The sequence below is a fragment of the Acinetobacter bereziniae genome, from assembly GCF_016576965.1.
Taxonomy (GTDB): domain Bacteria; phylum Pseudomonadota; class Gammaproteobacteria; order Pseudomonadales; family Moraxellaceae; genus Acinetobacter; species Acinetobacter bereziniae.
Map to the genome: position 1 here is coordinate 362,941 of NZ_CP066119.1, position 13,122 is coordinate 376,062.

General features: G+C 40.6%; 8 protein-coding genes. 7 read left to right on the forward strand and 1 reads right to left on the reverse strand.

Annotated features, from left to right (window positions below):
- The first annotated feature begins 16 nt into the window (after positions 1-16).
- The 7 genes from pilQ to I9192_RS01710 all read left to right on the forward strand — a co-directional run bounded on the left by pilQ (position 17) and on the right by I9192_RS01710 (position 12,372).
- A complete protein-coding gene (pilQ, locus tag I9192_RS01680; protein WP_005034341.1) occupies positions 17-2,188 on the forward strand; it encodes a type IV pilus secretin PilQ in 2,172 nt (723 codons plus the stop codon).
- A gap of 36 nt (positions 2,189-2,224) precedes the next feature.
- Positions 2,225-2,767 (forward strand): shikimate kinase AroK, encoded by a 543-nt coding sequence (gene aroK / locus I9192_RS01685; protein ID WP_004825383.1) that lies wholly within the window; start codon positions 2,225-2,227, stop codon positions 2,765-2,767.
- 36 nt (positions 2,768-2,803) lie between these two features.
- Positions 2,804-3,883 carry a 3-dehydroquinate synthase gene (aroB, locus tag I9192_RS01690; RefSeq protein ID WP_005034338.1) on the forward strand — a complete coding sequence of 360 codons (1,080 nt, stop codon included), beginning with the start codon at positions 2,804-2,806 and terminating at the stop codon, positions 3,881-3,883.
- Positions 3,884-3,901: 18 nt separating this feature from the next.
- Positions 3,902-4,771: a hypothetical protein gene (locus I9192_RS01695; RefSeq protein ID WP_005034336.1), complete on the forward strand. Its 870-nt coding sequence runs from the start codon at positions 3,902-3,904 to the stop codon at positions 4,769-4,771.
- 423 nt (positions 4,772-5,194) lie between these two features.
- Positions 5,195-9,670, forward strand: a complete 4,476-nt coding sequence (gene gltB, locus I9192_RS01700) for a glutamate synthase large subunit (RefSeq protein WP_171067102.1) — start codon at positions 5,195-5,197, stop codon at positions 9,668-9,670.
- Between the two features lie 89 nt (positions 9,671-9,759).
- Complete coding sequence (locus I9192_RS01705; protein ID WP_005034332.1) at positions 9,760-11,181, forward strand: FAD-dependent oxidoreductase; 1,422 nt, start codon at positions 9,760-9,762, stop codon at positions 11,179-11,181.
- Between the two features lie 300 nt (positions 11,182-11,481).
- Positions 11,482-12,372: a metal-dependent hydrolase gene (locus I9192_RS01710; RefSeq protein WP_004825372.1), complete on the forward strand. Its 891-nt coding sequence runs from the start codon at positions 11,482-11,484 to the stop codon at positions 12,370-12,372.
- Positions 12,373-12,417: 45 nt separating this feature from the next.
- Here I9192_RS01710 and I9192_RS01715 read toward each other — a convergent pair whose 3' ends face one another.
- On the reverse strand, positions 12,418-13,044 hold the full coding sequence (locus tag I9192_RS01715; RefSeq protein WP_004825370.1) for a riboflavin synthase: 627 nt from the start codon (positions 13,042-13,044) through the stop codon (positions 12,418-12,420).
- Between the last annotated feature and the right edge of the window lie 78 nt (positions 13,045-13,122).

Here is a 13,122-nt window from a genome sequence, read left to right on the forward strand (position 1 = left end):
GAATAAAGGAATAAAAATGAAAAAGAGTTTGAAAAATATCTTGATTGGGGATGGTAAGTTTATGAATAGTCAACTTCGTCAATTTACTATGGCGACGGTCGCAATTGCAATTACACAAGTTGCAGCAGCACAAACCACGATGACCAACATTGTTCCGATGAAAATACCGGGGCAGGGTACAGAAATTCGTGTCATGTTTAATGGTCTTCCTCCGCAGCCACAAGCCTATCAATTGGATAATCCATCTCGTTTAGTATTGGACTTTGACAATGCTAAACAAAATATTAGCCAAGCATCTATTCCCGTAGCGAGTGAGGAAGCTTCCACAGTCGATGTCGCTGCAGATGATCAACGTTCTCGGTTAACAGTAAATTTAAAAAATAGTGGCGCTTTTACAACACGTGTAGAAGGTAATACTTTTATTTTAAAAATTAATAATGCCAATCAAGCACCGAGCTTACCGAGTTATGTATCTCCGACGGTCAATAAGCAAAATCAAGGGATTGCTGATATTGGCTTCCAACGTGGAAATGCTGGCGAAGGGCAAGTAATTGTGAGCCTTTCGGGTGCAAATACCCCAGTGGATGTTCAGCAGCAAGGCAGTAAGGTCGTTATTCGAACATTGGGAAATAAAATTCCTACACATTTATTGCGTCGTTTAAATGTCAATGATTTTGCAACACCAGTTTCTAGCGTAGACGCTTATAACGAGGGTTCCAATGGTGTCATCACCATTCAATCATCGGGTAGCTATGAATATATGGCTTTCCAAGCTGAAAATAAATTAACTGTCAGCTTGAAACGACCTGCAGAAAATAAGGTGGCTCGCCCAAGTGCAAGCCAATCTTATACAGGTAAGAAAATTTCTTTAGATTTCCAAGATATTGAAGTCCGTCGAGTATTACAGTTGTTGGCTGACTTTACCGGAATCAATATGGTGGCTGCTGATTCGGTACAAGGCAATATTACCTTGCGTCTGAAAGATGTGCCTTGGGATCAAGCTTTAGACATTATCCTAAAAACAAAGAATTTGGATAAACGCCGTAATGGGAGTGTGATTTGGATTGCGCCTGTAACTGAGTTAATTAAAGCGGAAGAGGATGAAGCAAAAGCATTAGCGCAAAGTGTAAAATTAGCACCTATTCAAACAGAATATATAAATCTAAATTATGCAAAAGTTGCTGATGTCTTGAAATTATTAGAGGACTCTCGAAATCCTAAAGGTGCTCAAGCGAATGGGACAAGCAATACAGATTCTTTGGCCTTGGAAAGTTTATTGAGTTCAAGAGGCAGTGCAGTAGCTGATATACGAACAAATACACTTATTATTAATGATACTGCGAATAATATTGATAAAGTTCGTAAAATGGTTGATCTCCTTGATGTTTCAGTAAAACAAGTAATGGTTGAAGCACGAATTGTACGTGCTACAACGGATTTCACCAAAGAGATGGGGGTGAAATGGGGTATTTTATCTCAAGGCATCACCAAAAATAATGACCTTTTGGTGGGGGGGAGCGACCAAACGCTTTGGGATTTAAAAACACCTGATGATGAAGGAAAATATACCATTACACGACCTGATAACCTGAATGTAGACCTTGGGGTTACAACAGCTGGAGCAAGTAAAATTGCTTTTGGTTTAATCAGTTTGTCTGATTTTATGTTGGACTTGGAGTTATCTGCTTTGCAATCTGATGGGTATGGTGAGGTGATTTCAACACCAAAAGTCATGACGGCGGATAAACAGAAGGCTAAAGTCGCATCTGGTCAACAAATTCCTTATCAAACAGTATCAACAGCTGGTGGTACAGCAACAGCAACCACATCATTTAAAGATGCGTTATTAAGTCTGGACGTGACGCCAAGTATTACCCCTGATGGTAAAGTACAAATGCAGCTTAATATTACCAGTGATTCTCGAGGTGGTATTGCCCCGAATGGTGAGGTCATTCTGAATAAGAATGAAATCAATACCAATGTCTTGGTGGATAATGGTGAAACTGTAGTTTTGGGTGGGATTTTTGAGCAAGAAAATACCACGAGCCAAACTAAAGTGCCATTCTTAGGAGATATTCCTTATTTAGGGCGTTTATTCCGAAAAGATGCCAAAACAGAGAACAAACGTGAACTGCTAATCTTTGTGACACCAAGAATTGTTAATGACAGTCGTACGAGAAATCATTAATATAGTTTCAATGAAAGCAATTCGATAGGTGACTCCTTGCCAAGCAAAGAGTTTGAAACCCTGCCAAATATTTATTTGGTAGGGCCCATGGGAGCGGGAAAAACAACAGTCGGTCGGCATCTTGCGGAACTGTTAGGTCGTGATTTTTTAGATAGCGATCATGAAATAGAAAGAAAAACAGGTGCATCCATTCCTTGGATTTTTGAAAAAGAGGGTGAACAAGGTTTCCGTACTAGAGAAACCATCGTCATTGATGATTTAACCTCCAAAAAGAATTTAGTTGTTGCGACAGGAGGCGGGGCTGTAACGCAAGCCATGAATCGTGAATATCTCAAGCATCGGGGTATTGTGATTTATTTATATACACCTGTAGAAATTCAATTATTGCGTACACATCGAGATAAAAATCGTCCCTTGTTGCAAGTGGAAAATCCTGAAAAAAAATTAAGAGATCTGCTTAAAATTCGTGATCCATTGTATCGAGATGTTGCACATTATATTATTGAAACCAATCAGGGGGCTGCACGAGACTTGGCGCTGAAAATATTGCAGTTGATTGTTTCAAAAGAAATTGTTTAATCGGTAAATTCTTATTCATTGTTATTTGGCAGGATCATGCAAACTTTACATGTTGAACTGGGTGAACGTCGCTATCCAATTTTTATTGGAAGTCATTTAAATCCTCAAGAGTTACTTGAACCTTATATTAAAGGTCGTCAAGTGATGGTAGTGACCAATAGTACTGTTCAGCCTTTATATTTATCGCATTATGTTGAAGCGATTCAACAATTGGGTAAGCAAGTTGCAACATGTGTCCTACCAGATGGTGAAAAATACAAGAATATTGAACATCTCAACTTGATTTTTGATGCTTTACTTGAGGCTGGTTTTAACCGTGATTGTACGGTTTTGGCTTTGGGTGGCGGTGTGATTGGGGATATGGCTGGTTTTGCCTCAGCCTGTTTTCAACGCGGTGTTTATTTTATTCAAGTGCCAACCACACTGTTGTCCCAAGTGGATTCAAGTGTCGGTGGAAAAACAGGAATTAACCACCCACTCGGTAAAAATATGATTGGTGCATTTCAGCAGCCTCAAGTGGTTCTGGCTGATATGGCACAATTGAAAACCCTACCTGCACGGGAACTTTCAGCAGGTTTGGCTGAAGTCATTAAGTATGCGCTGTTGGGAGATGTGGAATTTCTCACTTGGCTAGAAGCACATATGGATGGTTTAGTTGCTCAAGATCCCGAGTTATTGGCAGAAGCCGTCTATCGTTCTTGTGCACATAAAGCTCGCATTGTGGCCAATGATGAAAAAGAACAAGGTGAGCGTGCGCTGTTAAATTTAGGGCATACTTTTGGTCATGCCATTGAGTCTTATCTCGGTTATGGGGTGTGGTTGCATGGAGAAGCGGTTGCAACGGGCATGGTGATGGCTGCTGATTTATCTCATCGTATGGGCTGGATTTCATTTAATGATTTAGTGCGTACAAAAAAAATCATACAACGTGCGCAATTACCTGTAGCATGTCCACAAATTCCATTAGATGAATTTTTGGCTTATATGTCGCATGATAAGAAAGTATTAAATGGTCAACTTCGTTTAATATTGATGAAACAACTCGGGCAAGCTGTCATTACCAATGATTTTGACGTTGAGTTGATGAAACAAGCGATTTTAGCAAATCAAATATAGAAAAAGGTTCGTGTTCAAATGGCAGCAATTCGTACAAATTGGCAAAATATTCGACAATATATTTGGTTGGTTGGTGGATTGCTGTGTCTGGTGATTGCCGTGATTTTTTGGGCAGTCACAGATACTAAAGAATTGGTCACTGTAGAAAATCCGATTGAAGAGACCCAAGTCCAGATTCAACCAGAAAAAGTGGCGGCTACTGCACATTTGGGCGCTTTAATGGATGAGGTGCGTCCACTTGAAATGACCACTCGTGTGGTGACTGCAGGTAATCACGATGCTGAATTTCGTGGAACAAAGTTTTTTCAAGAGAATAAAAAGGCATGGACAATCGAATTGTTCAAAGCTTCAAATGAAGATGTCATTCAAAGTTTTTTACAAAAACAAGCCGATCGTAAAAATTTTATCTATTTCCGTTTAAGTGGCGAAAATCAAACAGAACAGTATGTTTTAGCTTATGGATTATTTAAAACGGATGATCAGGCGAAAGCGCAATTACAACAGTTAAACCTCAAATTGCCTGCATCGATACATCCTCAATCAATTCAATTTGAGAAGTATAGCGCTTTGGTGAATGATTTAGGCGCAGATGAAATGGCAAGCGCCAATAAACTTTATGAAGTTAAATTGAAGTCAGCCCCGTTGCCAGTGGTCGATGAAACTGTATTGGCTCAAGCCAAATCAGCTTTATCATCATTGACCAATTCTTCTGGTGCAAACAATGAAACCACCAAGACGACAATTACTCGTCGTGATGCCTCGGGCAAGGTTGTTGATGTGCAAAAATCAAATTCAACCACTCAAACATCCTCTGGGACAAAAGAATCGAGTGGCGTTGCAACTGAAAAGAAACCTGTAGAGCATGAAGTGAGTGATCCATTTAATTAAATGAGCGCTAAAATGAAGCAAAATAGATCGTGAGATTTATGATTTGCACAAAAATGGTGCTAAAAATGTATTTAAAAGAAACAGCTAATTTTAATCAATATCTTTATTTCACTGTATTTTAGCGATTTGGTGAACAAAAATAAAAACTGGCATATTTTTTGCTTTATTGTTGCGCTAATTGAGTTGATTGTCCCTATTTTGGAGCGAAATGATTTAGTTGGTGTGCGATTTTAAGTCATGATTGGTGCTTTATTTCAGTGCGAAAGCTGTAAAACAATTTTGCAATTAAAGTAAAAAACGGACTGGTATTCGATTTAGACTAAGTGTTTACTTGGTATACGAAAATACTTAAAAATCGTAATTGAGTGTTTGAATGTTTTTCGCCCTCATGGGCCTATGTAGAAAGAAGGGTACGCTATGCACATGCCATCGCCTAATACTGTAGCTCCCGCTCAAGGTTTATACCAACCGGATGAGTTTAAAGATAACTGTGGTTTCGGCTTGATTGCCCATATGCAGGGTGATGCGAGTCATGATTTAGTCAAGACCGCGATTCATAGTCTAAGTTGTATGACACACCGAGGTGGTATTGCCGCAGATGGTAAGACCGGTGATGGTTGTGGTTTACTCTTGGCTATGCCGAAAGCATTTTTTCGTGAAGAAGCAAAGAAAATTAGTGACATTACACTGAGTGAAGTATTTGCAGTCGGTACAGTATTCTTAAACTTAGATCCTGCTCTTGCAGCGCATGCGAAAAAGATTCTCACTAAAGAAATTGAGGATGAAGGTTGTCGTGTGATTGGCTGGCGTGTTATTCCCACCAATAATGATGCATTGGGTTCAATTGCAATGCAGTCTTTGCCTGCGTTCGAACAAATTTTTGTCAACTGCCCAATGGGCGTAACTGAGGTTGAGTTTAACCGTAAGTTACTTATGGCACGTCGTCGTGCTGAACAACAGCTGACTGCTGACCCGTATTTCTATGTCACTACATTGTGCTCTACTGTAATCAGCTATAAAGGTTTGATGATGCCTGCATATATTGCAGAATTCTACAAAGATCTTGCTGATGAACGTTTGGATTCACATATCGTTGTTTTCCATCAACGTTTCTCTACCAATACTTTGCCTCGTTGGCCATTGGCACAGCCTTTCCGTTATTTGGCACATAATGGTGAAATCAATACCATTACAGCAAACCGTAACTGGGCTGTAGCACGTACACCAAAGTTCGAAAACCCTTTATTGCCAGGGATCACAGAGCTTAATCCGATTGTAAATCGGACAGGCTCAGATTCGTCAAGTATGGACAACATGCTTGAGCTTCTTGTTGGCGGTGGTATGGACTTATTCCGTGCATTGCGCATGTTGGTACCACCTGCTTGGCAAAACGTTGAAACTTTAGATGCAGATCTACGTGCATTTTATGAGTTCAACTCAAAGCATATGGAAGCATGGGATGGTCCTGCAGGTCTAGTGATTCAAGATGGTCGCCATGCGATTTGTATGCTTGACCGTAATGGCTTACGTCCTGCGCGTTGGGTGATCACTAAAAATGGCTATATTACATTGGCATCAGAAATTGGTGTATGGGGCTATGAACCTGAAGATGTGGTATCGAAAGGTCGTGTAGGTCCGGGGCAAATTCTTGTGATTGATACATTCACAGGCAAAATGCTGGATACTAAAGACGTCAGTAATCATCTGAAAAAAATGCGTCCATATCGTGAATGGTTGCGTGAAAACTCAGTTCGTGTGCAAGGTAGCCCAGAACTTGAAGAATATTTATGCGATCAAGGCTTAAAAGGCGATGACCTAAAAGCAGCGCAAAAAATGTTTATGGTGACCTTTGAAGAGCGTGACCAACTATTACGTCCAATTGCGGAAAGCGGTCAGGAAGCTGTGGGTTCTATGGGAGATGACACTCCTATGGCTGTGTTGTCACGTCAGATTCGCCATGTCACGGATTACTTCCGTCAGCAATTTGCCCAAGTCACCAATCCACCTATTGACCCACTGCGTGAATCTATCGTGATGTCGTTAGAAACATGTATGGGGCGTGAGCAAAATGTATTTGAACAAGGTCCTGAACATGCAGATCGCTTGATTATTTCAAGCCCTGTCTTGTCAAACTCTAAAATGCATCAGATTCGTACCTTGGGTCGTAAAGGTTATGAAATTGCAGATATTGATTTGAACTATCCTGAAACGGAAGGTCTTGAAGCTGCGATCAGCAGAATCTGTGAAGAATCTGCACAGGCGATTCGTGATGGCAAAACTTTATTGGTAATTTCAGACAAGAAAATCCGTCAGGGTTATCTGCCTGCCAATTCTGCTATGGTAACAGGTGCAATCCATCATTTCCTGATTAATGCAGGTTTGCGTACCGATGCCAACATTATTGTTGAAACTGCTTTAGCACGCGATCCACATCAATTTGCAGTTATTCTTGGTTTTGGTGCTACGGCGATCTACCCATATCTTGCATATGATGTAATCAATGACTTGATTGCAAAAGGTGAGTTATTGGGCGATCCAATCCATGCACAGGCAAATTTCCGTAAAGGCATTGAGAAAGGCTTACTCAAAGTTTTGTCTAAGATGGGAATTTCTACAGTTGCATCTTACCGTGGTGGTCAGCTGTTTGAAGCCGTTGGTTTGTCTGATGAAGTCGTGAATAAGTGTTTCACGGGTGTACCAAGCCGTATTAAAGGTGCAACATTCACTGATCTTGAAAATGATCAGAAAAAATTAGCGGAAACAGCTTGGAAATCTCGTAAACCGATTGACCAAGGTGGCTTACTCAAATTTGTATTTGATAAGGAATATCACGCATTCAATCCAGACGTAATCAATGCTTTGCATAAAGCAGTACGTTCTGGAAACTATGCTGACTTTAAAGAATATGCTGAGTTAGTGAATACACGTCCAATTGCTACAATTCGCGACTTATTAAAACTGAAAACTGAGCATTCTATTCCATTAGAAGCTGTTGAATCGGTTGAAGAAATTTTACCGCGATTTGACTCAGCAGGTATGTCTTTAGGTGCTTTATCGCCTGAAGCGCATGAAGCGATTGCAATTGCAATGAACACTATTGGCGGTCGTTCAAACTCTGGTGAGGGCGGTGAAGATCCTGCACGTTATGGCACGATCCGTAACTCTAAAATTAAGCAGATTGCTTCTGGTCGTTTTGGTGTAACACCTGCATATTTAACATCGGCTGAAGTTTTACAGATTAAAGTAGCCCAAGGTGCGAAACCGGGCGAAGGTGGTCAGTTACCTGGCGGTAAAGTGAATGGTCTAATTGCCCGTTTACGTTACTCAGTGCCTGGTGTGACCTTGATTTCTCCACCACCACATCATGATATTTATTCAATCGAAGATTTATCACAATTGATTTTTGACTTAAAACAAGTCAACCCTCAAGCGATGGTTTCGGTGAAACTGGTTTCAGAGCCTGGCGTAGGTACGATTGCTGCTGGTGTGGCTAAGGCATACGCTGACTTCATTACTATTTCGGGCTATGACGGTGGTACAGCTGCTTCGCCATTATCTTCAATTCATCATGCAGGTTCACCATGGGAATTGGGTCTTTCTGAAGCGCATCAAGCACTTCGTGTCAATGATTTACGTGGCAAAGTTCGTGTACAAACAGATGGCGGTTTGAAAACGGGTCTAGATGTTGTAAAAGCAGCAATTTTAGGTGCGGAAAGCTTCGGTTTCGGTTCAACACCAATGATCGCTTTAGGTTGTAAATACCTGCGTATTTGTCATTTGAACAACTGTGCAACAGGTGTTGCAACGCAACAAGATCATTTACGTCAAGAGCATTATATTGGCGAGCCAGAAATGCTGATTAATTTCTTCCACTTTATTGCGGAAGAAACTCGTGAATGGTTGGCAGCACTCGGTGTAGCATCATTAAAAGACTTGATTGGTCGTACTGATCTGTTGGAAATGTTGCCAGGTGAAACAGAAAAACATGCGCACTTAGACCTGAGTGCATTGTTAGAATCGCATCCATCTGCGGAAGGGAAAGCACAATATTGCCAAGTGCAAGGCAACGAGCCGTTTGATAAAGGTATCCTTGCTGAGAAAATGGTGGCTGAAATGTTACCTGCAATTGAAGCAAGTACTGGTGGTGCGTTCCATTTCACTGTGGGTAACTGTGACCGTTCGATTGGTGCGCGTTTGTCTGGTGAAATCGCAAAACGTTATGGCAACTTGGGTATGGAAGCACACCCAGTTAAAGTGAATTTAACCGGTACAGCAGGACAATCATTGGGTGTTTGGAATGCGGGTGGTTTGCATATTAGCCTTGAAGGTGATGCAAACGATTATGTTGGTAAAGGTATGGCAGGTGGTCGAGTTTCGATCTTCCCACCAAAAGGTTCACCATTCCAAACCCAAGAAACAGCGATTATTGGTAATACATGTTTGTATGGTGCGACAGGCGGTAAATTATTTGCAGCAGGTACAGCAGGTGAGCGTTTCGCTGTACGTAACTCTGGCGCATTTGCTGTTATTGAAGGCGCTGGCGACCATTGCTGTGAATATATGACTGGCGGTATCGTGACTGTGCTCGGCAAAGTTGGTCACAACTTTGGCGCAGGTATGACTGGTGGTTTTGCTTATGTACTTGACTTGGACAATGACTTCGTCGATTACTACAACCACGAATTAATTGAGTTAAACCGTATTTCTACAGAAGCGATGGAAGAACATCAAGAATTCTTACTTCGCATCTTAGATGAACATATTGCTGAAACAGGTAGTGCTTGGGCGTACAAGATCCGCAACGAGTTTGATTTCTATAGCCGTAAATTCTGGTTAGTGAAACCAAAAGCTGCTAATTTGCAAACGCTTTTGAAGACAACTCAAGCAGATCCACAATAATTCCACTACTCATATTTTAGGTAGGTGTGGATAACTTCACAGATATACACAAGTGAAAAAGTTATCCACGCTCACCCACGGAGAGAGACATGGCAGAGCGCCTAAATAATGACTTTCAATTTCTGGATGTAGCACGCCAAGATCCAGAGAAAAAAGATATTAATGTCCGCAAAGCAGAGTTTGTGGAAATTTATAAACCTTTTACAGCGGAAGTGGCAGCAAACCAAACCCACCGTTGTTTAGGCTGTGGTAACCCGTATTGTGAATGGAAATGTCCTGTACATAACTATATTCCAAACTGGTTAAAGCTGATTGCAGAAGGGCGTATTTTCCAAGCTGCAGAGCTTTGCCATCAAACCAATACATTGCCTGAAGTCTGTGGTCGTGTTTGCCCACAAGATCGTTTATGTGAGGGTGCTTGTACCTTAAACGATGGTTTTGGTGCTGTAACCATTGGTAATGCGGAAAAATATATCAACGATACTGCCTTTGCTTTAGGCTGGCGTCCAGATATGTCCTCAGTAAAATGGACCGACAAAAAAGTTGCAATTATTGGTGCAGGTCCAGCCGGTTTAGGTTGTGCAGATATTTTGGTACGTAATGGGGTAAAACCTGTTGTTTTTGATAAACGTCCTGAAATCGGTGGTTTACTTACATTTGGTATTCCAGAATTCAAAATGGAAAAGGATGTAATGAAACGCCGCCGTGAGATCTTCACCGGTATGGGCGTTGAATTCCGCTTGAATACTGAAATTGGTACAGACATCACCATTGACCAATTACTCGTAGACTATGACGCTGTATTCATGGGTATGGGAACATATACCTACATGAAAGGCGGCTTTGCAGGTGAAGATTTTGATGGCGTTTATGATGCGCTGGATTTCTTGATCGCCAATGTAAATCGTACACAAGGCTGGGAAAAAGATCCATCTGAATACATCAGCGTTCAGGGCAAAAAAGTCATCGTTCTTGGCGGTGGTGATACTGCGATGGACTGTAACCGTACTTCAATCCGTCAAGGTGCTGAAACGGTCACTTGTGCTTACCGTCGTGATGAAGAAAACATGCCAGGTTCTCGCCGTGAAGTGAAGAATGCGCGTGAGGAAGGTGTGGAATTCCAATTCAATCGTCAACCGATTGAAATCGTAGGCGAAAATGGTAAAGTGACAGGTGTTAAATTTGTAACGACTCAACTCAGCCAGCCAGATAGCCGTGGTCGTCGTAGCCCTGAACCGATTCCGGGTTCTGAAGAAGTTTTACCAGCAGATGCTGTATTGCTTGCTTTTGGTTTCCGTACTTCTCCAGCGGATTGGTTTGCAGGCGCAAACATAGATTTAGATGGTTCTGGTCGAGTACTTGCTGCTGAAAAGCAAGAATTTAAATTCCAAACCTCTAACCCAAAAATCTTTGCAGGTGGTGATATGGTTCGTGGTTCTGACTTGGTTGTGACCGCAATCTGGGAAGGTCGTGAAGCAGCGGAAGGTATTTTGGATTACCTTGATGTTTGATTTTTAAACGCTCAACATTCAAAGACCCATTTCCAAAGCCTGCGTCATCGCAGGCTTTGTTTTTGTCGGAACTTTGTAGGTTTTAGTGACAAAATATAAATCATTATAAAAGCTTTATTTTTATCCTAATTTATTGATTTTTAAATTTTTATCCCATATTTCAAAAAGGTTTTTATCAATGTTTATCTGGCTTTTTTGACATAGTGAGCATTTTTGCTACTTGATGAATGATTCTGCAATATACAAATATTGAGATTGTGCCAATATAGGTTAAATTCAGACAAATGTAGGATTAGATCGATGTCAACAGTTCAAGTGACGGCAGAAAAATCATATCTAAATCGTCCTAAAGCTATTGGTATTAAAGTCCGTAAACCAAGCTTTAACCCTAAAGCCATTCGTAGACATTTTTTTGCGAATTCACCCGTGATGTCACACTTACTCACGGCATTATCTTCGACTTTTCCAATTGGTGAGCAATTCTTTGTGCATAGTGTCCGCAATGTGCGTGACAAAATTACAGATGAAAAATTACAGGCACAAATCGCTGCATTCATTGGGCAAGAAGCGATGCATTCCAAAGCACATACAGAATTCAATGATGCATGGCGTCGTGATGATTATAACCTCGATAGTTTTCAAGCATGGTTAGCGCGCCGCGATGCATTTATAAAAAGTGTACATCCAAAATTACAGCTTGCAGTCACCGCTGCTTTTGAACACTTTACTGCCTTGTTGGGAGGCTATATTTTGCGACATCCTGAAGTTTTAAGTACATTGGATGATGATGCTGTCAAACTTTGGGTATGGCATGCCATTGAGGAAATCGAGCATCGTTCAGTGGCTTTTGATGTATATCAGGCGATTTATAAGGATGATCGTACTCGTCGTACAGTCATGCGCAATGTAACCACAGGTTTTGCAAGTTTAACGTTCTATTCTGCAACACGTTTGTTTATGCAAGACTGGAAAAAAAGTTTGCCGAAAGTACCACAAAATATTTTTGGAATTTATATGATTTCTAAGATGCTGATTTCATTGATTCCAGAATATTTGTCTTATTACAAAGCTGATTTTCATCCAGATGAAATTGATTATTCAAAGATTGTTGCTTATTGGAAGGAAAAGTTGGCGGATGATTATGGAATGGAAAGTTTCCAAGAAGAAGTTCATCCACCGCTGTATAGTTAAGGATTGATTCGCACTTGAAAAGCCAATGATTTATATTGGCTTTTTTTATTTTTCATTGAGACGTTGATGGATACTTTCTAAAGTATCCACCATAGTACGGGTCATTTGGTCGATTTCATAATTGAGTTTTCCACCGATTTGGACATGTTTAAAGGTGGTCAATCTTAAGGTTTCTGGAATTAAATCCACGGATATTTCATTGCTTTGTCGATCAACTCGATTGACTGTTAGGCTACAACCTTGCAGCCCAATAAAACCTTTTTTAAAGAAGTATTTGATATTTTCATCAGGGATGACAAGATCAATATGTACAGTCTCACCTGTATGGATAACATCTTTAATGGTTGCCATACCTTCAATATGTCCATAAAGATTGTGTCCACCATTTTCCATTCCAGCTTTAATCGACCTTTCGATATTGACTTGATCGCCAATGTTTAAAAATTGTAGTGTGGTCAGCGATGTGGTGAGTGCTGAGACATCAAATGACACCGTATGTAACACGGTATCATAACCTGTTGCGGTTAAGCATGTTCCATCAATTGCAACACTTGCTCCAATAAATATATCGTCGAAAAAGTGATTTTCATTGGAAATATAAAGGGTTGTAAAGTGATCGCTATGTCGGATATTGACCACTTTTTCTAAGCCTTGAACAATGCCAGTATACATACTCAATCTCATTTATTAAGCTGATTTTATTGTACATGTTTCAGTGCATTGGCATAGCGTTGAATTTTAAATTTATGT